Annotated in this window: 22 protein-coding genes and 1 rRNA gene; 12 read left to right on the top strand and 11 right to left on the bottom strand. The window is 56.4% G+C overall.

Annotated elements, in window-relative coordinates; genetic code table 11:
* Positions 1-89: 89 nt before the first annotated feature.
* Complete coding sequence (locus tag ACU6HM_RS00115) at positions 90-425, bottom strand: AzlD domain-containing protein (protein ID WP_009460095.1); 336 nt, start codon at positions 423-425, stop codon at positions 90-92.
* Complete coding sequence (locus ACU6HM_RS00110; protein WP_009460096.1) at positions 425-1,111, bottom strand: AzlC family ABC transporter permease; 687 nt, start codon at positions 1,109-1,111, stop codon at positions 425-427. Before ACU6HM_RS00110 ends, ACU6HM_RS00115 begins: the two co-directional genes overlap by 1 nt.
* 285 nt (positions 1,112-1,396) lie before the next feature.
* On the opposite strand from ACU6HM_RS00110, the gene ACU6HM_RS00105 reads away from it, so the two are divergent.
* Both ACU6HM_RS00105 and ACU6HM_RS00100 read left to right on the top strand, forming a co-directional pair.
* Positions 1,397-1,609: a zinc-finger domain-containing protein gene (locus tag ACU6HM_RS00105; protein ID WP_021446957.1), complete on the top strand. Its 213-nt coding sequence runs from the start codon at positions 1,397-1,399 to the stop codon at positions 1,607-1,609.
* 66 nt (positions 1,610-1,675) lie between these two features.
* Complete coding sequence (locus tag ACU6HM_RS00100; RefSeq protein ID WP_052159400.1) at positions 1,676-2,806, top strand: YheT family hydrolase; 1,131 nt, start codon at positions 1,676-1,678, stop codon at positions 2,804-2,806.
* A 28-nt stretch (positions 2,807-2,834) separates the two neighbouring features.
* Here ACU6HM_RS00100 and ACU6HM_RS00095 read toward each other — a convergent pair whose 3' ends face one another.
* The 4 genes from ACU6HM_RS00095 to ACU6HM_RS00080 form a co-directional block, all read right to left on the bottom strand.
* A complete protein-coding gene (locus ACU6HM_RS00095) occupies positions 2,835-4,328 on the bottom strand; it encodes a M48 family metalloprotease (protein ID WP_446763212.1) in 1,494 nt (497 codons plus the stop codon).
* A 17-nt stretch (positions 4,329-4,345) separates the two neighbouring features.
* Positions 4,346-5,200 (bottom strand): cytochrome c oxidase assembly protein, encoded by an 855-nt coding sequence (locus tag ACU6HM_RS00090; RefSeq protein WP_009460099.1) that lies wholly within the window; start codon positions 5,198-5,200, stop codon positions 4,346-4,348.
* Between the two features lie 33 nt (positions 5,201-5,233).
* The gene (locus ACU6HM_RS00085; RefSeq protein ID WP_003803097.1) at positions 5,234-5,569 is read right to left on the bottom strand and encodes a hypothetical protein; all 336 of its coding nucleotides are present in this window, start codon (positions 5,567-5,569) and stop codon (positions 5,234-5,236) included.
* Positions 5,570-5,909: 340 nt separating this feature from the next.
* A complete protein-coding gene (locus ACU6HM_RS00080) occupies positions 5,910-6,359 on the bottom strand; it encodes a hypothetical protein (RefSeq protein ID WP_021446960.1) in 450 nt (149 codons plus the stop codon).
* A 126-nt stretch (positions 6,360-6,485) separates the two neighbouring features.
* Here ACU6HM_RS00080 and ACU6HM_RS00075 point away from each other — a divergent pair, with 126 nt between their 5' ends.
* From ACU6HM_RS00075 to ruvA, 6 genes are all read left to right on the top strand, one after another.
* The gene (locus ACU6HM_RS00075; protein WP_446763211.1) at positions 6,486-7,646 is read left to right on the top strand and encodes an FAD-dependent monooxygenase; all 1,161 of its coding nucleotides are present in this window, start codon (positions 6,486-6,488) and stop codon (positions 7,644-7,646) included.
* 96 nt (positions 7,647-7,742) lie between these two features.
* The gene (dusB, locus tag ACU6HM_RS00070; RefSeq protein ID WP_021446962.1) at positions 7,743-8,738 is read left to right on the top strand and encodes a tRNA dihydrouridine synthase DusB; all 996 of its coding nucleotides are present in this window, start codon (positions 7,743-7,745) and stop codon (positions 8,736-8,738) included.
* Positions 8,739-8,793: 55 nt separating this feature from the next.
* On the top strand, positions 8,794-9,033 hold the full coding sequence (locus tag ACU6HM_RS00065; protein ID WP_003803089.1) for a helix-turn-helix domain-containing protein: 240 nt from the start codon (positions 8,794-8,796) through the stop codon (positions 9,031-9,033).
* A gap of 26 nt (positions 9,034-9,059) precedes the next feature.
* Positions 9,060-10,652 (top strand): bifunctional phosphoribosylaminoimidazolecarboxamide formyltransferase/IMP cyclohydrolase, encoded by a 1,593-nt coding sequence (gene purH, locus ACU6HM_RS00060; RefSeq protein ID WP_250756017.1) that lies wholly within the window; start codon positions 9,060-9,062, stop codon positions 10,650-10,652.
* A 1-nt stretch (position 10,653) separates the two neighbouring features.
* Positions 10,654-11,199: a crossover junction endodeoxyribonuclease RuvC gene (gene ruvC, locus ACU6HM_RS00055; protein WP_009459794.1), complete on the top strand. Its 546-nt coding sequence runs from the start codon at positions 10,654-10,656 to the stop codon at positions 11,197-11,199.
* A gap of 18 nt (positions 11,200-11,217) precedes the next feature.
* Positions 11,218-11,799: a Holliday junction branch migration protein RuvA gene (ruvA, locus tag ACU6HM_RS00050; RefSeq protein WP_009459792.1), complete on the top strand. Its 582-nt coding sequence runs from the start codon at positions 11,218-11,220 to the stop codon at positions 11,797-11,799.
* Between the two features lie 72 nt (positions 11,800-11,871).
* Here ruvA and ACU6HM_RS00045 read toward each other — a convergent pair whose 3' ends face one another.
* Entirely contained in the window at positions 11,872-12,831 is a 960-nt protein-coding gene (locus ACU6HM_RS00045; RefSeq protein WP_446763210.1) for a threo-3-hydroxy-L-aspartate ammonia-lyase, read from the bottom strand.
* A gap of 201 nt (positions 12,832-13,032) precedes the next feature.
* Here ACU6HM_RS00045 and ruvB point away from each other — a divergent pair, with 201 nt between their 5' ends.
* Positions 13,033-14,103, top strand: a complete 1,071-nt coding sequence (ruvB, locus tag ACU6HM_RS00040) for a Holliday junction branch migration DNA helicase RuvB (protein WP_003803078.1) — start codon at positions 13,033-13,035, stop codon at positions 14,101-14,103.
* A 4-nt stretch (positions 14,104-14,107) separates the two neighbouring features.
* On the opposite strand, the gene ACU6HM_RS00035 is transcribed toward ruvB, so the two are convergent.
* Together ACU6HM_RS00035 and pyrC are read right to left on the bottom strand one after the other, a co-directional pair.
* Positions 14,108-14,908: a hypothetical protein gene (locus ACU6HM_RS00035; protein ID WP_371476284.1), complete on the bottom strand. Its 801-nt coding sequence runs from the start codon at positions 14,906-14,908 to the stop codon at positions 14,108-14,110.
* 87 nt (positions 14,909-14,995) lie between these two features.
* Positions 14,996-16,054, bottom strand: coding sequence for a dihydroorotase (gene pyrC / locus ACU6HM_RS00030; RefSeq protein ID WP_021446964.1), 1,059 nt, complete (start codon positions 16,052-16,054; stop codon positions 14,996-14,998).
* A 318-nt stretch (positions 16,055-16,372) separates the two neighbouring features.
* Between pyrC and ACU6HM_RS00025 the strand changes: the two genes are divergently transcribed.
* The 3 genes from ACU6HM_RS00025 to ACU6HM_RS00015 all read left to right on the top strand — a co-directional run bounded on the left by ACU6HM_RS00025 (position 16,373) and on the right by ACU6HM_RS00015 (position 18,801).
* A complete protein-coding gene (locus tag ACU6HM_RS00025; RefSeq protein ID WP_009459783.1) occupies positions 16,373-16,651 on the top strand; it encodes an SWIB/MDM2 domain-containing protein in 279 nt (92 codons plus the stop codon).
* 107 nt (positions 16,652-16,758) lie between these two features.
* A complete protein-coding gene (locus ACU6HM_RS00020; RefSeq protein WP_336971069.1) occupies positions 16,759-18,204 on the top strand; it encodes a cryptochrome/photolyase family protein in 1,446 nt (481 codons plus the stop codon).
* Positions 18,205-18,222: 18 nt separating this feature from the next.
* Complete coding sequence (locus tag ACU6HM_RS00015) at positions 18,223-18,801, top strand: hypothetical protein (RefSeq protein ID WP_336971067.1); 579 nt, start codon at positions 18,223-18,225, stop codon at positions 18,799-18,801.
* Positions 18,802-18,993: 192 nt separating this feature from the next.
* Here ACU6HM_RS00015 and ACU6HM_RS00010 read toward each other — a convergent pair whose 3' ends face one another.
* Both ACU6HM_RS00010 and rrf read right to left on the bottom strand, forming a co-directional pair.
* Positions 18,994-19,359 (bottom strand): DUF4870 family protein, encoded by a 366-nt coding sequence (locus ACU6HM_RS00010; protein ID WP_009459779.1) that lies wholly within the window; start codon positions 19,357-19,359, stop codon positions 18,994-18,996.
* Positions 19,360-19,977: 618 nt separating this feature from the next.
* A 5S ribosomal RNA gene (rrf, locus tag ACU6HM_RS00005) occupies positions 19,978-20,090 on the bottom strand.
* Positions 20,091-20,283 lie beyond the last annotated feature (193 nt).

The raw sequence follows: 20,283 nt of genomic DNA, 5'->3' as shown, positions 1-20,283 counted from the left end.
CAGTGGCAAGCATTTGTAACAATCCTATTTTAACTTATGCCCGCCTGCCTCACAGCAGTCACGGGCATGTCAGTACTCGGGTCAGGATTTTATGGCATCACGGCACGTATCAGCCAGAACGCCACCATCCCGGCCACGATTACCCAAACAGCGTTACGGGTACGGATGAACACCAGCACAGCCACCAGGCTGGCCAGAGCTTTAATATCCAATCGGGGGGTGTCGCCGTAAGCCCAAGGCAAAAGTTCCGGGATAATGATTGCTGCCAGAGCAGCTACCGGAGCAAAGCGCAAGGCGCGCCGCATACGTTCGGTCAGGGGCAGCAAATCACCAAACATGAAATAGCCGGAGCGGGTGAGCAAGCTGCACAACACCAACAGGGCGATTGCACCCAAAACGTACCAATCATACTGCCAATCGCTCATCACCGTGCATCCCTATGCCGTTGCAGTTGTTCTGCCGCCACGCCAGCCAGCACTCCGCCAAGCACCGCTGCCACCAGCCCTAAACGCAGGGGCAGCGCCTGTCCGACCCATGCAATCACGCTGGCCGTAATCAAACAGGCCCACATGGCACGGTTGTTGACCAAGGGAATCAGGAGCGCCAGCAGGGCCAGAATGGCCGCAAACTCCAGCGACCAGGAAGGCGGCACATAGGCACTGAGCACAATGCCTGACAAGGAGGCAATCTGCCAGCTTAGCCAACCAGGCAGGATGATTCCCAGGTAATACCAAAGATGCTCGCGAGAGCCGCGCTCTTTGGAGTCGCCATACTTGGACATGAACAGCACAAACACCATGTCACTGGTGATATAGCCCAGGCCCAGGCGTTTCTTCCAGCTCAGATGACGAAAAAAAGGCTGCAAGGCCGCTCCAAAAATAATGAAGCGAATATTGACGATGAACCCGGCAGTGAAAATCAACCACAAGGGCGCGTGGGACTCGATCAGCGGCAAGGCCGTCAGCTGGGCCGAGCCCGCATACACAAACAAGGTCATCAAGGTGGCTTCAAACCCGCTCAAGCCGGACTTGACCATGGCCACGCCCGTTACAAAGCCCCAGACCACAGTGGCAATCAAGGCGGGAATGAAGTCGATGAAACCGGCGCGCATGTGTACACGATCCTGTGCACTAGGCAACAAGGCCGATAATCTTGTGATGGCTGACACGCCGTCTCCTGAGATGTGCTGCCCGCAAGCTGTAAACAGCGGCGGCAGCTTTGCTTATGATTTTTCTTATTCTAGAAGCAAAACCGAGGCACGAACATCTTGCTCTGTTGATAAGGTCAAGAAAAAACAGGCCGGGTCTTGCTACAATCGCTAGTCTACGCACGTAAAGTTCGGCACCGCCGTTGCGTGCACGGTATTCTTACCTCTCTCATTGTTATCAGGAACCTTATGAGCGCCGCTATCGAACCTAAAAAAGCAGATCACGAACTGATTATGGTCGGAGCCGACGATCTGCCCGTGCACTGCCCCCGTCCAGGTGGCACACTGTGGAACATGCACCCCCGCGTGTATATCGATATCAGCAAGACCGGCGAAGCCGCTTGCCCTTACTGTGGTGCCCGCTACCGCCTGAAAGAAGGCGAGAAAGTTCACGGTCATTAATTTCTGAATCTGGCTTCGTTGGACCCCACTGCTCCCCCCTCTGGCAATGCGATAGAGCCGGGCCCTGTGCCCGGAGCTGACGCGCAACCCTGGCGTCATGCCGATACGGTTGCCCGTCTGGATGCCAGCGCCTGCCCCCTGCCCGCCTGGTTGCCTGGCGGACACATACAGACCATTCATGGGGCATTTTTTGCCCGCCATCACCATATCGCCTTTGTCCGTCAAAGGATTGATACACCCGATGGCGACTTCCTGGACCTGGACTGGACCGGGCCTGGTCTGTTTGCCGACAAGCTGGCCAACGGTGCCACCGCCCAACCCGACGCCCACTTATCCCGCACCGCCGCCCGTCGCTGGATGCAGCCCCAGGATTGGGACAGCCTGCCCAGCACGGCCGATACCCATGCCCTGGTTCTGTTTCATGGGCTGGAAGGCAGCAGCCGCAGCCATTACATCCAGGCAATCGCCCAGTACTTCCGCGCCCGTGGCTGGATTGTGGTGGTCGCTCATTTCCGGGGCTGCTCGGGCTTCCCGAATCGCATGGCACGCGCCTATTACTCGGGTGACTCGGAAGAAATCAGCTTTATCCTGAATACGGTTCGAGGCCATCTGCCCAATGTGCGCTGGCACGTAGCCGGCACCTCGCTGGGCGGCAATGCCATGCTCAAATATTTGGGGGAAGCGGGTGATGAAGTGTCCTGGTTGCAGGCATGTGCATCCATTTCGGTACCACTGGATCTGGTCGCTTGCGGCCGCTACCTGTCCGAATCCCGAATGGGCCGCTGGTTTTACTCGCCCTATTTTCTGAAAAGCATGCGCAGCAAGCTGCAGGACAAGGCTCACCGTTTTCCAGGCATGGTCGATACTGCCCGCTTGAATCAGGCCCGCACCATACGCGACTTCGACGACATTTATACCGCGCCCATGCACGGCTTCAGCCATGCGCTGGATTACTGGACGCGCGCATCCAGCAAGCCTTTGCTGCGCAATATCAAAATTCCTACGCTGGTTTTGAATGCTCGCAACGATCCTTTCGTGCCGCACACCAGTTTGCCGACCATTCAGGACTGCTCGGACTCCATCCTGCTGCATCAACCTGCCGAAGGCGGGCACGTCGGTTTCATCACGGGCAGCATCCCCGGCAATATGGGTTGGTTACCCGCAAGACTGGCCCGCTTCTTTGAAACCAATAGCTAAGATCGGCTAAAGCGGGCCTGCGGGCTCATCAGGAGCGGAAACGCTCCAGCAAGATACGCTCACTTTCCACACGTTCACGCAATTGACGAATCTGCGTATCCAGCTCGGATTGCTGATAGAAGTCCTGGGTCAAATTGCGGGCCTGCTGCAATTGCTCCACAGCGGTAGGCAGAGCCCCCACTAATTGATAGTACTCAGCCATGGCACGTCGGGCCTTTACACCGTCGCCCAAACGATCATAGGTTTGTGCCAGCAACTGATGCAGCTGGGGTTCATCAGGCCATTGCTTGATACGCTCCATCAAGAAAGCCTGCGCCTGATCGTTTTGCCCCAATTGCTGCAAAACCTGCACATAAGCCAAAGCCACGCCTTGGCTCTTGGGCCAACGCTGCCAGGCCTGCTTGGCCAAATTCAAAGCACCTTGCACATCTCGATCGGCAATCGCAATGCGTATACCCAGGGTATCCAGCTCCGGAGCCTGGAATTTGCCCCGTCCCCGCGCTTCGGTCAGATGCGCACGAGCCTGTTCATAATCCTGACGGCCTTGCGCAATATAGGCCAGACCGTATTGCGCCGCAGAGCGCTCCAGATCACTTTGTGACTGGTTCGTGCTTTGCAGCGCCTGCTCCAGAACACGCAAGGACTGCCCACCCCCAGCCTGCATCACCATCAACTTCGCACGGATATACCAGAACGAAGGGGTGTCCTGATAATTACTGGCTGGCAGACCGCGCACCCGGTTACTGATGTCCGATTCACGCTGCTGAGACATGGGGTGAGTGCTGGCGTACTCATTGGCTGTCGCGCGCTCATTCAGACGCGAAGCCGCGGCCAGACGCTGAAACATCTGCACCATGCCTTGTGGCTCATAACCAGCCTTGAGCAGCATCTCGAAACCGACGCGGTCAGCTTCTTGCTCGGCCTGACGAGAAAAACCCAGCTGCCTATCCACGGCCGCTGCTTGTCCGAAAGCAGCCGCCCCCATAGCCAGATCACCACTGCCCGCCAGGGCCCCCAACAAGGCTCCGGCCAGAGCAGCAATCAGCAAATGGTTGCTTTGCGCACTTTGGGTAATACCGCGAGCCACGTGACGTTGCGCTACGTGGGCAATTTCGTGAGCCAGCACCGAGGCCAATTCGGACTCGGACTGTGAAGCCGTGAACAGCCCGCTATGAATACCGATATAGCCACCGGGCAAGGCGAAGGCGTTGATGCTGCTATCACGCAGGGCAAATACCGTCACTGGCTGCGCCATGGCAGGACCGTACTGGGCCAGCTTGCGGCCCATATCCGTCAAATACTGATTGATATCCGGGTCCGAGACATAGTCGGGTGAACGCCTGCCCTGCTCCATGATGGCATTGCCCAAAGTCCGCTCCAAAGCCGGAGACAACTCGGCACCCGAAGCTGCTCCCATTGAAGGGATGCCCACAGGCTGCGCCTGCACAGGCAACACTGAACCGAAAGCCAGCGACAAAGCCAGGCATAGAGAAAGCGCGGAACGGGCGGGTTTAAACTGCATGGATACTCCCGACAAAATCAATTGGCCCTGACCATCATAGCGCTTGTCCGCTTGCGAGATTCTGGCAAACGGTGACGCGCTGACAGGCGCATCAAGGTGCCCAAGGCATACAAAAGGCCAAACACTTCAACCAGACCGGCCAGCACCCACATAATCAGGCCACCCATGACCTGATCAGCCAGCGCATCCATACCCGGAATGGCACGACCGCATAAATCGAAAATCGGATAAAGGTCGTATTCAGTAAATGTGATGATGGCGCCCACAATCATCTGTGGCACCATCGTAATAACCGGCGAAAGTATACGCCCACCCACCGACAGCCGGGCCGGTGGTGAAGGCCGACGATCCAGAATCAGGTTCCAGTACATGATCCCGCTGATGACCACAGACCAGTTCATCAAACGGTACAAACGCCAGTCCAGCATGGAATAGAACTGCACCGTAGGCAGCATCCAGATCAGGACCAGGAAAACAAACAGAAAGGCGACCAGTATCGGGTTGGTCAGGACAGCCTGAACACGTCGGCCACTGGGTCGGCGCAACCATTGAGCCAAAGCCCGCCGCCAGCTCAACGGCAGCCCCGCACGCAAGGTTTGACCGGGATAGGCACCCATCAGGAACAAGGGGCCCAGATGATGCAAGATCAAATGCTGGGCCCGATGGATGAAGAACATGCGCTCGGCGTAATAGTCCAGGCGCGTGTGCAAGGAAAGGTAGAGGAGAATCAGGCCAATCCAGAAGAAGGACTGGCGCAAAAGATTGGGGCGGTGTACTTGCCGCCCCCGGACGTACAAAGCGATGACCAGCAAGAAGGTCAAAAGCAGAACAGGAGAAAACTCCCAAGGTGTCAGCCAGTCGAGCAAGGACATAGCAGCGCCATCCGCAACAAATCCAGTTGCGGTTTAGTTTATAGCAATACGCTCCCGCCCTGCCCACTTCACATTCAGCACACCGGGATAATCCCGAATCAGTCGGGCACGCTGCATCAGTTCTGCACGCAGCTCAGGCGGGCAAGTCAAGGTCACGCACGCCGTATCGTGCGTATCGGAATGGTCTACCTGCACATTGGCCACGCGGATGCCCGCGGTATTCAGGTCCGAGTAAATACGACGCCGGATCTGGGCCAGATCGCCACGAGGGCAGACAACCGTCAAACGGGAGACGGACAAAGGGGCACGAGCACGCAGGGCAGAAGCCTGGATGCCGGCACGGCGCAAAAAGAGATCGAAAATACGCATACATTCCCCCTATTGCACATTAAAGTTGCAACACATCAGGATTCAGAAAGCCAAGGGCTTTCCAGAGAATGAAATGGCGGGGAATTTGAGGCAGCAGAACAGCCGCCTGAGACACCACGCCCTGAAATTTCCAGGACGCGGCAAGCTGTGAAGGAATCAGCGGGCCTGAACGCGCCTGGACATAGATAGGTCGAACATAGATCGACTAGCACTGTCGCCGGGGTCGGGATTCACCACACAGCTCCTATAAAACTAAAGAACCCGTATTGTAACGTGCGCAAGCCCTCGCCACAAGGGCAGGCCTGTGAAAAACCTTTACTTTACAAGGCACTTGATGTGTTTAATACACAGACAGATCCAGCCAGCCCATATAACGATAAAAGGCCATGATGATATGTACCAGCCAGAACAGGCTGATATTGGCAAAGGCAACCGTCGAGACCACCGCTGTCAGGACGCTGGGCCAGCCATGCTGATTGTGTTGCTCGCTTTGGGGGTTGTAGAGCGCGTCAAATTTTTCGGGGCTACGCAGCGCCAGAATCACGGCCTCGATAATCCCGGCACTGACCGGCAAGATCAGCAAATTGGGGAATAACGAATCCAGCCCCTGCTGAAACATCAGCGTTCCCAGAATGGCCAGGCTGGTAAACATCAAAGGGACATACCAAAAACGTCTGCCCAGATAGCGGTGCTGTGCGCCCACCACACCTAATAGAAGAGACAGCCACGCAGCGGTGACTTTATGGCGAAAAGGTTTGGTCTGTTCAAATGACAAAGTCTGCTGAGACATGCAGGGCATCCAATCCGGGCTTGTGCTGCCAGCCATTGCGCACAGCTGTCATTTGCTTAAAGCCAATTTGACAGCCACCTTCCCGTACAATACCTGAATTACTTCCTTGCCGTCATGAGGTCCCCCATGAATGCCACCGACTACGACATCGCCATTTGTGGCGCCGGTCCCGTAGGCGCATCTTTGGCGCTAATGCTGGCTGCCCAGCACCCAAGCCCGTCACGCATTGCCGTTCTGGGGAAAAACTTCAATCTGGCCAGTACCGAACATGCCCAGGGCGATCCACGCACCCTGGCCCTCAATCACGGCAGCCGTCGCCTGATTCTGAATCAGCTCAAAGCCTGGCCCGAGCGCGCCGCCCTGATGCGCACCGTGCATGTTTCCCAAAAAGGACGTCTGGGCCGTTGTCTGATTCAAGCCGACGAACTGGGTGTACCTGACCTTGGCGCCGTGGTTCATTACGATGATTTGCTCTGGGCCCTGCATGCCCGGCTCCGGGACAGCGGCGTCACGCTGCTGCCCGCTCAGGAGGCCCGTACCCACTCCGCCCCCAAACAGATTCTGGTCGACCACGATGCGGGTCAAGCCACAGCCTTGATTGCCGTACAGTGTGATGGCGTCCGCCCTACCGGCGTGCGACGCGATTATGGTCAACATGCCTTGTTGACGACGGTGCGCGCCAGCCAGCCTCAAACCGGCTGGGCCTACGAGCGCTTCACCGAGCACGGCCCCTTTGCAGCTCTGCCCCACCCTGACGCTCCCGATCTATATGCCATCGTCTGGTGCAATAGCCCGGAATGCAGCCAATCCTTGGCCGAGCTGCCTGTTCAAGAGTTCCAGGCCGCCATGCTGCAAGCCTTTGGAGAGCGCCTGGGACATCTGGAGCTGGTGTCCAAGCGTCACATCTTCCCGCTTGCCTTTCATGCTGGCCCCAGTCGCTTGTCCGAACGCCTGCTGGCAGTAGGCAATGCCGCCCAGACCTTGCACCCGGTTGCCGGTCAGGGTCTGAACCTGGGCTTGCGTGATGTCGCACAATTGTCACAGTGTCTGGCCGCCTGGCAAGCCGATTGCAGCCAGAACCCCGATCCCTTTTTGGCTCGTTACGCTCGTCTGCGCCGCCCGGATCGCTGGTTGACTGCCGCAATCACCGATACCTTGCCGCGTCTGTTCGCCACCAGGAATCCATTGATCCAGCATGCATGTGGTCTGGGACTGTTGGCCATGGACACCCTGCCCTTCGCCCGTCAGCCATTTGCCCGACAGCTGCTGCAAGGAATGCGCGCCTAGGCCCACCTGCGTTACAGGCCCCGATGCGGGGCCACCCCTTATTCTTCTTGTAAGTCCTTGCCCACGAACCCGTGTCGCAGGGTTAAAATCTTCCCCATGCGTATCGGCCCCTGGACCCTTCCTAACCCTATTTTCATTGCCCCCATGGCTGGAGTAACAGACAGACCTTACCGTCGTCTGTGCAAGACGCTGGGCGCCGGTTATGCCGTCTCGGAGATGGCCGCCAGCAACAAGCGCTTGTGGGACAGCGTGAAAACATCACGACGTCTGAATCACGAGGGTGAAGCGGATCCGGTCGCTGTACAGATTGCCGGTTCAGACCCTGAAATGATGGCCGAAGCCGCTGTGTTCAATATCAGCAAAGGCGCTCGCATCATTGATATCAATATGGGTTGTCCGGCCAAAAAAGTGTGTAACGTGGCCTCGGGTTCCGCCCTCTTGCGTGACGAGCCACGCATCATTGAAATCCTTGAACACGTTGTCAAGGCATGTACTCCCTACCAGGTTCCGGTTACACTCAAGACCCGCACCGGCTGGGATGCGCAATCGCGCAATGCTGTTCGTATTGCCCGCTTGGCCGAAGATATCGGCATCGCCGCTTTGACCCTGCATGGCCGCACCCGCTGCGACTTCTACCAGGGTCACGCCGAATACGACACCATACGCGAAGTCAAAAACAGCCTCTCTATTCCGGTCATCGCCAATGGGGATATCGATAGTCCCGAAAAGGCAAAATTCGTACTAGAGTACACCGGAGCGGATGCCGTCATGATCGGTCGAGCCGCGCAAGGACGACCTTGGATTTTCCGGGAAATCCTGCATTACCTCGAACATGGCGAACATCGTGCAGCCCCCACCTTCGGCGAACTGCGCGATTGCATGATCGAACACCTGCAAGACCATTACGCTTTCTATGGGCAGCACACTGGAGTACGTACTGCCCGCAAGCATATAGGCTGGTATTTGTCGGATATGCCGGACTCCCGACACTGGCTGGACCAGATTAATCGTATCGAAAACTGTGCAGATCAATTAGAAGCCATTACTCACTGGTTTCAAGAATGCGACCTGGACCAGCCCTACCTGCAATAACAGACAGCTGTGTGGCTCTTTTGTATTTAAGTACTACGTATACCTTCAGAAAAAAATGTCAACGACCAACCCACTAGAACAGTCCGTACGTGAACGCCTCGAACGCTACTTCGCCGATCTGGGCGAATCCGAGCCACGCGATCTGTTGTCGATGGTCATCTCCTGCGTGGAACGGCCTGTCCTGCAAGTTGCCCTGGAGAAATCCGCGGGCAACCAATCCAAGGCCGCAGAAATGCTGGGCATCACGCGTAGTACTTTGCGCAAGAAGCTCAGTGCCCACAATCTGCAACCCTGATTCCTAACTCTCACGTCTCACCTTCCATGAAAATCCAGACAGCTCTTCTCTCTGTCTCCGACAAAACCGGTATTGTCGAATTTGCCCAAGCACTCGCCCAACGCGGAGTGCAGCTTTTATCCACTGGTGGCACCGCCAAGCTGCTGGCCCAAGCTGGCCTGACAGTTACCGAAGTGGCCCAGCACACCGGTTCGCCAGAAATTCTGGATGGCCGTGTCAAAACACTGCATCCAAAAATTCACGGTGGCCTGCTGGCGCGTCGCGACAGCGCCGAACATTTGAAGACTCTGGAAGAGCACGGCATTGACCGTATCGATCTGCTGGTCGTCAACCTCTACCCTTTCCGTGAAACCATTGCCAAGCCGGGTTGCACCTTTGCCGATGCGGTAGAGAACATTGATATTGGTGGCCCCGCCATGTTACGCGCTGCTGCCAAGAACCACGGCACGCCTGAAGGCGGCGCCTGTGTGGTGATTGACCCTGTCGATTACGAACGCGTACTGGCTGATATGGATGGCCCTGCTGGTCACCCTTCTTACGGCCTGCGTCTGGAACTGGCCGCCAAGGTTTACGCCCACACCGCCGCTTACGACGGTGCTATTGCGGCTTACCTCACCAGCCTGGCTCAGGCCGAGCCTGCCCAGGACAGCGCCCCCGAAGTGAACACCTGGCCCAATGTGCTGACCATTCAGCTCAAACAGGAACAGACTCTACGCTACGGCGAGAACCCGCATCAAAGCGCGGCTTTCTACACAGACGGCACCATTGGCGAAGGTCTGCTGGGTCGCTACAAGCAGCTACAGGGCAAGGAACTGTCCTACAACAATATTGCTGACGCCGATGCCGCGTGGGAATGTGTCCGCAGCTTTGACGCGGGCGCTTGCGTCATCGTCAAGCACGCCAATCCTTGCGGTGTCGCTCTGGGCGAAACCGCCGAGGAATCCTATCGCAAAGCGTTCCAGACTGACCCAACGTCGGCCTTTGGCGGCATTATTGCCTTCAACCGTGAAGTGGACGAAGCCGCTGCCCAGGCGATCAGCAGCCAGTTTGTAGAAGTGCTGCTGGCACCTTCCTACACGCAAGGTGCTCTGGACGTGTTTGCCGCGAAAAAGAACGTGCGCGTGCTGAGCATTCAGCCCGGTCAGGCTCACAACGCTTTCGACGTGAAACGTGTCGGCGGCGGCTGGTTGGTGCAAACGCCCGACACCTTCCGCGACAACACCGAAGCCTTCAAGGTCGTGACACAAGTACAGCCCACCGCCCAGCAAATGCAAGACATGCTGTTTGCCTGGAACGTGGCCAAGTACGTGAAATCCAACGCCATTGTGTTCTGCGGTCAGGGCATGACCCTGGGTGTGGGCGCTGGTCAGATGAGCCGTGTGGACTCTGCCCGCATCGCCTCCATCAAGGCTGAAAACGCTGGCTTGACCCTGCAGGGTTCGGCTGTTGCGTCCGACGCTTTCTTCCCCTTCCGTGATGGTCTGGATGTAGTTGCCGAAGCAGGCGCCACCTGCGTGATTCAACCCGGCGGCAGCGTGCGTGATGACGAAGTCATTGCCGCCGCCAACGAGCGTGGTATTGCCATGGTCTTGACCGGCACACGCCACTTCCGTCACTAATATGCGAATCCTGGGCATAGACCCTGGCTTGCGTCGCACTGGTTTCGGAGTGATCGACGCCCAGGGGCCCAGCTTGCGCTATGTGGCCAGCGGGACCATCGTGGTCCCGCCTGATCTGCCTCTGGCAGAGCGGCTAAAGCTGATTCTGACTCATATCACTGAAGTGATTGAGCAAAGCAAGCCCGATACCTCTGCCATCGAAAAAGTCTTTGTAAACAGCAACCCTGCCTCCACCCTTTTGCTGGGGCAGGCACGGGGCGCCGCTTTGTGTGCGCTGGCCGTAGGCGGGCTGGATGTACATGAATACACAGCGTTGCAGATCAAGAAAACCGTCACCGGCAGTGGCCATGCTGCCAAAGAACAAATCCAGCTGATGGTCCAGCGGCTCTTGCAGCTGAACGGCCTGCCCGCACCGGACTCGGCCGATGCCCTGGCCTGCGCCATCAGTCATGCTCATCACAGCAGTGTGGTGGGCGGCCTGCAAAAAGGCGGAGCCATCACCACCGGGCCGCGCCGTCGCATTCGCGCTGGCCGGATCTTGGGTTAACTCTCCAGAAGGAACGTCATGATAGGTCGCATCCGGGGTACCTTGATCGAAAAACAACCACCTACCATCTGTGTGGATGTGGGTGGGGTCGGTTATGAAATCGATGTCCCCATGAGTACGCTCTACCAAATGCCAGAGCTGGGCGCACAGGTCAATCTGTTCACCCATCTGGCTATTCGTGAAGATGCTCACGTGCTGTTTGGCTTTTCCAGCCTGAACGAGCGCAGCACTTTCAAGGCACTGATCAAAGTTACGGGCATTGGTGCCCGCACCGCCCTGTCCTTGCTCTCGGGCATGAGTGCAGAAGAACTGGCTGATGCCATTACGCGCCAGGAAACGTCCCGTCTGGTCAAGATTCCGGGCATAGGCAAGAAAACAGCCGAGCGTCTTTTACTGGAACTGCGTGGCAAGCTGGGTGCAGACCTGGGCAGCGGCGGTACAGTCAGCGCCGCTCCCAATAGCCGGGATGATGTGCTGCACGCTTTGGAAGCATTGGGCTACTCCAACAAGGAAGCCAGTGTTGCTGTCAAAGCCTTGCCAGATGATATTGATGTGTCAGAAGGGATCAAGCAAGCGCTGAAATCGCTGTCACGCGCTTGAGACGACACTGCTATGTATAAAAAATCGGGCCGTTCATATGAACGGCCCGATTTTTAAAAACTATTCCATTTATCAAGCGAGCAGACGCCCCAAGGCGGATACATCCACATTCCCGCCACTGATGAGTACGCCAACCTTGCGGCCTTGCAAATCACCCTGACGCATTACCGCCGCGGCACCCAAGCAACCTGTAGGCTCCACAACCATCTTCATGCGTTCCGCAAAGAAACGCATGGCCTGAACCAGCTCGGTATCAGGCACCGTCAAAATATCTGTGACCATGCTGCGAATCAGCTCAAACGTCATGGGCGCCAAAGCTTGGGTCAGCGCCCCATCAGCAATCGATGCAGGCGGAGCAATCTTGACGATCTCCCCACTACGCAGGGACTGCTGGGCATCATCCCCAGCCTGCGGCTCAACACCAAAGACTTCACAAGCCGGTGCCATAGCCTTGGCGGCCAGCAAACAGCCCGACAGCAAGCCACCGCCCCCTAATGGAACATAGAACTGCTGCAAGTCCGGCACTTCCTGAAGCAGCTCCAGTGCCGCCGTTCCCTGCCCCGCGATCACATCAGGATGCGCAAAGGGAGGAATCAAGGTCAGCCCTTCACGCTCGACCAGCTCTTGTGCAATTTGGGCACGATCTTGGGTCAAGCGATCGCACTCGATCACTTTGGCACCGTAGCCACGCGTTGCGGCCAATTTGGCAGCCGGAGCATCCGAATTCATGATGATGGTGGCCGGTATCCCCAAGAGCTTGGCCGACAGGGCTACAGCTTGCGCATGATTGCCCGAGGAAAAAGCGACGACCCCTGCTTTTTTCTGCTGCTCGTTCAACTGCGCCAGCGCATTGAAGCCACCGCGAAACTTGAAAGCACCAATACGCTGAAAGTTCTCGCACTTGAAGTAGACTTCGCCATTCAGGCGCTCGTTCAAGGTTGCGGAAGTCAAGACCGGTGTGCGGTGTGCCACAGGCGCCAAGCGTTCAGCGGCGGCTACAACATCAGCAAAATCAGGTAATTCCAGGGACATGGCTAAAATCTCGATTAAAAACTCCAACCCACATTATGCGCGATGCCATGCGAAGCAGCCTAGCGCTGGCCGGACAAATCCAGCCTGGCTGCTACGGATGACCGATTTGCCCGCGCACTCCATGAACACTGCCATGTGCCCTGATACTCAGGCGGTGGGTGCTTGGTGTACCATACTGTATATTCAATCAGCGTAGTCATCATGGCCATACATTCCGATTCGCTCTCCAGCCTGCCTTCTGAACAGCGCATCATTACGCCCAAACCCTTGTCACCCAACGAAGAGTCCATCGAACGCGCCTTGCGACCCAAGATGCTGGAGGACTATGTCGGGCAAGCTCGGGCGCGCGAACAACTGGAAATCTTTATTGCGGCTGCTCGCCAACGCCAGGAAGCGCTGGACCACGTCTTGCTGTTTGGCCCTCCCGGTTTGGGTAAAACCACGCTGGCCCACATCATTGCCCATGAAATGGGCGTGAACCTGCGCCAGACTTCCGGCCCCGTGCTGGAGCGCCCCGGTGATCTGGCCGCCTTGCTGACAAACCTGGAACCTAACGACGTCCTGTTTATTGACGAGATCCATCGCCTGTCTCCCGTCGTCGAAGAAATTCTGTATCCGGCACTGGAAGACTTTCAAATTGACATTCTTATTGGCGAAGGCCCGGCAGCGCGCAGCGTCAAACTGGATTTGCAGCCCTTCACCCTGGTCGGTGCCACGACTCGTGCCGGCATGTTGACTAACCCCTTGCGTGACCGTTTTGGCATTGTGTCCCGTCTGGAGTTTTATGACGTCAAAGACCTGACGCATATCGTGGCGCGCAGTGCCGGGCTACTGAATGTCAGCACGACGGATGAAGGCACCTACGAAATTGCCCGCCGCTCGCGTGGCACCCCGCGTATTGCCAACCGACTTCTGCGCCGAGTACGCGATTACGCCGAAGTCAAAACCGGCGGCATCATCCATACCGAATGCGCACAAGCCGCCCTGTCCATGCTGGAAGTGGACCCACAAGGCCTGGATTTGATGGACAGAAAATTGCTGGAGGCCATCGTGCATAAATTCGACGGTGGCCCGGTTGGGGTAGACAGCCTGGCGGCAGCCATTGGTGAAGAACGCGACACGATCGAAGATGTGATCGAACCCTATCTGATCCAGCATGGTTTTTTGCAACGCACCCCAAGAGGCCGCATTGCTACCCTGAACACCTGGCGTCACCTGGGGCTCACGCCGCCACGCAACACACAGGGTCAGGATCTGTTCGACGCAGAATAAGCGCTTAGCCCCGGCGAGCCCAGGGGCGGAACACCAACAGCAAGGTAATCGCAATCGACACGGCGGCAGCCAGCAGCAAGGCTGTCAGCCAGTGTAAATGCGTGAAGGTCAACGCCAGCGTGGTGCAAAACCCCGCCAGACTGCCTGTTCCCCACAAGGCCGAACGCAAAGTCGCGACCAAGCTGGCTGCCCCCAAGGTTTGGTGAATGGTCACGGCGACCACGGTGTAGCCAATGGGGAAAGCCATGATCAGCCCCGACAAGCTCGGCCCCAGCAAAGAGCTGCTGGTGGTCACGATAGCAACCAGAAGTCCTGCCAAAGCCCCTCTGAATATCAGCAAGCCCCAACCCGCTTTTGCTTTGCTGGTCCCTTTCATGCCGGCCAGACGACGCGACACGCGCAAACTGAACGCAGTCACAGCAATAAACAAAGCCAGCCCCAACACAGGTTGCACGGGCATGAAGGACAAGAGCAAGGCGGCCACCGCCCAACCAGCAACCGCACACAATAAGGTGCGCCAAGGCGACAAAGTGGGAGCACAAAGAATGATGAGCAGCAAAAACAGCTGAGTCGCACTAAGCGAATACACGGCATAGGTTGCCGCCTGCTGCACATAATCGGCGGGGAACTGCTGGGACAGAAAATAGAAGCCGGGGCCCAACACCATGGGCAAACCCGCCAGAGCACCACCAATCAATGGGCCAAATGCGCTCACTGACCACGACACCAGAACAACAACCAAAGCGGTGGCGGCCATGCGGACTGCCAAAGCAGACCACGCCACATCAAGAAAAGCAGTTTCCACGACGGTATCTCGCGGTGAAACCAGTTGTCCAGAGCAGCCTGACTCAGCGCTAGTAAAGACGCTGGAGCCAGGCGGCTTCTGTCATCCTTAGCTCACCACACTCCAGTCCAGGGCTTGACCGGCAGCCAGAGGAATCAATGGCTCACCGGCCATCTCCACAGACTCGGGGATCGTGAACTGGCTGCGCTGCAAGGTCATTGTTCCTTCATTGACGGGCAGGCCGTAGAAAGCAGGGCCATTCAAGCTGGCAAAGGCTTCCAGGCGATCCAGACGGCCAGCCTTGTCAAAAGCCGATGCGTACAGCTCCATCGCGTGCAGTGCGGTATAACAGCCCGCACAGCCACAACTTTGTTCTTTGCGGCTACGCGAGTGTGGTGCACTGTCTGTACCCAGGAAGAAACGATTGCTGTCGCTGGTGGCAGCATCAACCAGGGCCTGGCGATGCTTCTCGCGCTTCAAGACAGGCAAACAGTACCAGTGTGGCTGCAAACCGCCTTGGAACAAAGCATTACGGTTATAGAGCAAGTGATGGGCGGTGATGGTTGCGGCAACCGGGCCTTCCGCCTGGCTCACATAGGCAGCGCCCTCTGCCGTGGTCAGGTGCTCAAACACCACTTTCAGTTCGGGGAAGGCCTTGCGCATGGGGATCATCACACGCTCGATGAATACGGCTTCCCGGTCGAACAAGTCGATGCTGGGGTCTGTGACCTCTCCGTGCATCAGCAAAGGCATACCCGATTCCTGCATCTGGGCCAGCACCTTGGAACAGTTCTTCAACAAATCTGTCACGCCCGCGTCGGAGTTGGTGGTGGCACCGGCAGGATACAGCTTGACGCCATGCACAACTCCGCTTTCCTTGGCGCGGATAATTTCCTCTGGCTGAGTATTGTCGGTCAGGTACAAGGTCATCAAAGGCTCAAACTTGCCAGCGTACTCAGTTTTGGCCAAAGCGGCCAGGATACGCTCGCGGTAGGCCAGAGCCTGTGCCGTTGCGGTAACGGGCGGCGTCAGGTTGGGCATGACGATAGCCCGGTCAAATTGTGCCGCGGTATGGCCCAAGACCGATTCCAACACAGCGCCATCGCGCAGGTGCAAATGCCAATCATCAGGACGACGAATGACCAGGGTATCCACAGTAGGGCTCATATCTTTACTCAATATCAAACAAAGGCCCGTGCTTTGAACCGTCAATAAAGCAACAGGTGCCAAAATTGCCTTTCAGCAGGCCGAATCCATCATTATGCTACAGCTACCTGTGCTGCGCATGATTGGCACAGGAATCCCGAACCCAAATCCATAGTGCGTTGCAGCAGCCTGTAAACACTGGAAAATCTGCTTACAGACCCGCAAAGCTCTTGCTCACAAAGGGCTTGGACGTATAGGGAGTATCACGGTATGCTGACAGACAAGTCGTGCCCTAGCGCATAACCCGCCCCTTCAACTCGTTTCTCAGGAGTTCCGTTCATGGCCAGCACTGAAAAAAAGCCTGCTACCCGCAAACCCAATGCAGCCTTCATGAAACCACTCACTCCTAGCCCAACACTGGCTGCGGTGATTGGCTCTGGCGCGCTGCCGCGTACTGAAGTTACGAAGAAAATCTGGGAATACATCAAGAAACACGATCTCCAGGATCCCAAGAACCGCCGCAACATCAATGCCGACGCCAAGCTGCGCCCCTTGTTCGGCAAGGACCAGGTCTCCATGTTTGAACTGACCAAGCTGGTCAGCGCTCACCTGAAATAAGCACGGGGTGCCCAGGCACCTCTGGCAATATCGGGCCGCGCCGCTGAGCTTTCAGCCGCGGCCCTTTTTTCATTTGGCGGCATCAAGTCCGCTGCTTTCTCGTATTCATGTCGATTTCATTCTCTACCCCACCCGCTCAAATCCCACGCGCCTTGTGCTGGCTACGCCGTGATCTACGTTTGCACGATCATGCTGCCTTGCACCATGCCTTGAAAAGTGGTCTGCCTGTAGCCTGTGTGTTTGTCTTTGACAGCACCATCCTGCAATCCTTACCCGCCAATGATGTCCGACTGGCTTTTATCTACGACAGCCTGCTACAGGTTCAGGAGCAACTGCGTCAAAATGGCAGTGAACTGATCACCGTTTATGGGGACCCCGTACAGAAAATTCCAGAATTGGCGTTCAGCCTGAATGCAAGAACCGTCTATACAAACGAGGACTACGAGCCTGCGGCCATCACGCGGGATCGGGCTGTCAGCCATGCTCTATCCTCACAAGGCATGGAACTGCAGTTGTTCAAGGACCAGGTGATCTTTGCGCAGGATGAAATCCTGACCCAACAGAAACAGCCCTACACGGTTTTTACGCCCTACAAGCGCAATTGGCTGGCGCGTATCCAATCTGAAAATGTGCAAGCATACGACTGCTCGCAAGGCCAATGGGCCGCGCTGCCCGAGCAATCCTTGCCTGGTTTGGAGCAATTGGGCTTTCAAGACGAGTCTCGCGCAAAACTGCTGAACCCCGCCGGTTGGCAAGGCGCCCAAACCTTGCTGGAAGAATTCGAACCCAGAATCCACGCTTACCAGGAGCGCCGAGACTTTCCAGCCAAACGAGGGGTGTCCTATCTGGCTCCCCATCTGCGCTTTGGAACCCTCTCTATCCGCCAAGCGGTATCTTTAGCTTGGCCCAGCGACTCCGAGGGCGCAGCAACATGGCTTAGCGAATTGATCTGGCGAGAGTTCTATCAGCAGTTCCTGTGGCATCACCCTGAAACGGCGACAGAGAGCTTCAAGCCCGCCTACAAGGATCTGCCCTTCCCTAATCGCGAAGACTGGTTCCAGGCCTGGAAAGAAGGCCGGACTGGCTACCCGATTGTGGATGCCGCCATGCGTCAACTGAACCAGTCAGGCTATATGCACAACCGGCTACGCATGATCAGCGCGTCCTTTCTGGTGAAAGACTTGCTGATAGACTGGCGTTGGGGTGAGCAATTTTTTGCTCAGAAGCTGCTTGATTACGATATGGCTTCCAATGTGGGAGGCTGGCAATGGGCCGCCTCTACCGGATGCGATGCGCAGCCTTACTTTCGCATCTTTAATCCCATTACCCAATCGCGTAAATTTGATCCTGATGGGCAATTCATACGACGCTATGTCCCCGAGCTGGCTTCCCTGGACAAGCAGGCCGTGCATGCCCCCTGGCAGGCCAAGCAGCTTCCTATCGAATTCAGGCTGGGACAGGATTACCCGGCCCCCATCGTGGATCACGACACACAACGGCATCTTGCTTTGGCGCTATTCAAGCAAGCAGGAGAGCAAGAGCAAACGGATTGAAATACCTTAAGGATATTTATGTCAGACAGCTCCCGACCACCACCTCCAGCCAGTACCCCGGTATTACTGCAAAACCTGCAAACCGCTCATCCTCAAGCACAAGTGGCTATCCTTGATTTCGGCTCCGATCACGCTGAAATAAGCATGGCTCATAAGGGTGTCCCTGTTCATACCGAGCACTTCCCGGAACTTAGTGGCGTCCAGCTCTTGGCAAGCTGTTTCGCAGACTCCAGCTCGCGCGCAGCGCAGTTGGAACATGCTATCGAGGTCGTGGAAGACGCGATCATGCCAGCCAGCCTGGATCTGCGTCAGTTCATGGTGTTTGCCGCTGGGGAGTTTGCTGAAGAGCTTGGCGTCTGGCTCACAGATGCCCAAGGCAGCGAGCAGCACACTCTTAATCGGGACATGATTGACGACCTGTTCACCCTGTATGCAGCAGCCAGCCAAGGAGCGGTCAGCCTGAAAATGATCAACGCGGGCTCTTTGGAAAATATCCATCAGCTGGTCAATAATCAAAACTTGGGTATTTATCTCTTGCTGCTGCGTGAGTGCCTGCATCATATGCATGTCGAACAGATCCACCTGCTGGCCCCTTAAAGTCTTCCTCAACAGGGATAAGCGAAACGCACCGACCAAGGACCTGAACCGGGGTGTATAGCCAAGCAGATGCTGGCCAAGTCTGAGCAAGCCCAAGCAAAGCAACAACAAATAAAAAAAAGGTGCTCATCTGAGCACCTTTTAAATATTTCTTTCTGGGCTACGCCAGAACACTACTGAAATGGGGTCGCGTTAATAGTCGTGGCCCAGAGCCTGACCACCTGCCAAGGCCAACCAGCCTTTAATCAGACGGTGGATGATCCATACCATGGCTACCAGAGCGGTTACCCAACCAATAAAGATGGTCGTCAGCAAAGCGCTCAACACCACCCACAACAGTCCCCACCAGAAAGTCTTGATGACCCAATCCAGATGGCTGGCATAAATAGTGCCCGATGCATCACCGCGTTTGACGTAAGCCAGAATCACAGCTGCTACAGCTGCAGCACCGAAGATACCTGCACTGATCATAGCCAAAGAAAACAAGCCATAGCAGATGTGCGTAATCTTGCGCAGCGACAAGCCTGGTTCAAGCTCGGGGCTAATGGGCTGATTCATTCGGTTCTCCTGAAACAAGCATTAACAATAACTATACCGAACTATTTTACCCATACTTTGAGCATTAACCGTATGACAGTGGCAGAGCTACCACCATCCAGGCAGAAGAAGCGGCGTGTGAAACGCCGCTTCTATGATCCAGTCACGTTCTATGCAGTTACCGAAGAAACAAACGCTATGCGGGCCACTCATAGAACAGGCACCGCGCATGCCGATTAGAGTCACTACCCCTGGCAATCGGCAGCATAAACAGAAGCAGCAGCAGAAAAAGAAGAAGAAGAGGTGGCCTGTCGCCACGTCTCAACAACAGACAGTCAGCACAGCAAGAGTAGAACGACCGACCACCCTGCAGGTAAGCAGCAACGGATTGAACGTCAATCCTTGGGTGCCGGGACAGAATGCCATGACCGACCTGCTAGGCTTAGGCCAATCGGCGTCGGTAAGAACAGGGAATACACGCAGCCCGGAACGGGCCAGGAGGGGTGGCGGTACGCCTGAACCGGGCGGTCCAGGGTCAGGCCTTCGAGCAATCCGAGACAGACCGGTAGCCTGCGCTTTTGTCGCCGCATAAAACAAAACCCCCGCAAGGGATGCTTGCGGGGGTTTTGAGGAATAAGAGCTTGACGATGACCTACTTTCACAGACGTCCGTCCACTATCATCGGCGCAAAGGCGTTTCACAGTCCTGTTCGGGATGGGAAGGTGTGGGACCACCTTGCTATGGTCGTCAAGCGTAACTGGTTGCCGAGTCGTCTTTTAAGGGACGCCCCAGCCAATTGGAAGAAGCACACCGCTAGCGATCAGTACGGATCAGCTAGCAGCGGTTACGAAGGTGTCAAGCGCGGGTTGCGCTGCACTTCAATATTACGTTCTGTGGTCAACAACTTAACTCACTACAACCTCAAGGGTTATAGGATCAAGCCAC

The sequence above is a fragment of the Alcaligenes sp. RM2 genome (assembly GCF_052931795.1).
This window is presented reverse-complemented; position numbering and strand designations above follow the sequence as displayed.

Bases quoted from the DNA above. Each gene is read 5' to 3' on its own strand.
- ACU6HM_RS00075 (WP_446763211.1), top strand. From the start codon at position 6,486: ATGAATGCCACCGACTACGACATCGCCATTTGTGGCGCCGGTCCCGTA.
- ruvC (WP_009459794.1), top strand. From the start codon at position 10,654: ATGCGAATCCTGGGCATAGACCCTGGCTTGCGTCGCACTGGTTTCGGA.
- ACU6HM_RS00080 (WP_021446960.1), bottom strand. From the start codon at position 6,359: ATGTCTCAGCAGACTTTGTCATTTGAACAGACCAAACCTTTTCGCCAT.
- ruvA (WP_009459792.1), top strand. From the start codon at position 11,218: ATGATAGGTCGCATCCGGGGTACCTTGATCGAAAAACAACCACCTACC.
- ACU6HM_RS00090 (WP_009460099.1), bottom strand. From the start codon at position 5,200: ATGTCCTTGCTCGACTGGCTGACACCTTGGGAGTTTTCTCCTGTTCTG.
- ACU6HM_RS00045 (WP_446763210.1), bottom strand. From the start codon at position 12,831: ATGTCCCTGGAATTACCTGATTTTGCTGATGTTGTAGCCGCCGCTGAA.
- ACU6HM_RS00015 (WP_336971067.1), top strand. From the start codon at position 18,223: ATGTCAGACAGCTCCCGACCACCACCTCCAGCCAGTACCCCGGTATTA.
- ACU6HM_RS00010 (WP_009459779.1), bottom strand. From the start codon at position 19,359: ATGAATCAGCCCATTAGCCCCGAGCTTGAACCAGGCTTGTCGCTGCGC.
- purH (WP_250756017.1), top strand. From the start codon at position 9,060: ATGAAAATCCAGACAGCTCTTCTCTCTGTCTCCGACAAAACCGGTATT.
- ACU6HM_RS00065 (WP_003803089.1), top strand. From the start codon at position 8,794: ATGTCAACGACCAACCCACTAGAACAGTCCGTACGTGAACGCCTCGAA.
- ACU6HM_RS00105 (WP_021446957.1), top strand. From the start codon at position 1,397: ATGAGCGCCGCTATCGAACCTAAAAAAGCAGATCACGAACTGATTATG.
- ACU6HM_RS00025 (WP_009459783.1), top strand. From the start codon at position 16,373: ATGGCCAGCACTGAAAAAAAGCCTGCTACCCGCAAACCCAATGCAGCC.
- ACU6HM_RS00085 (WP_003803097.1), bottom strand. From the start codon at position 5,569: ATGCGTATTTTCGATCTCTTTTTGCGCCGTGCCGGCATCCAGGCTTCT.
- ACU6HM_RS00095 (WP_446763212.1), bottom strand. From the start codon at position 4,328: ATGCAGTTTAAACCCGCCCGTTCCGCGCTTTCTCTATGCCTGGCTTTG.
- pyrC (WP_021446964.1), bottom strand. From the start codon at position 16,054: ATGAGCCCTACTGTGGATACCCTGGTCATTCGTCGTCCTGATGATTGG.
- ACU6HM_RS00110 (WP_009460096.1), bottom strand. From the start codon at position 1,111: ATGCGCGCCGGTTTCATCGACTTCATTCCCGCCTTGATTGCCACTGTG.
- ruvB (WP_003803078.1), top strand. From the start codon at position 13,033: ATGGCCATACATTCCGATTCGCTCTCCAGCCTGCCTTCTGAACAGCGC.
- ACU6HM_RS00020 (WP_336971069.1), top strand. From the start codon at position 16,759: ATGTCGATTTCATTCTCTACCCCACCCGCTCAAATCCCACGCGCCTTG.
- ACU6HM_RS00115 (WP_009460095.1), bottom strand. From the start codon at position 425: ATGAGCGATTGGCAGTATGATTGGTACGTTTTGGGTGCAATCGCCCTG.
- dusB (WP_021446962.1), top strand. From the start codon at position 7,743: ATGCGTATCGGCCCCTGGACCCTTCCTAACCCTATTTTCATTGCCCCC.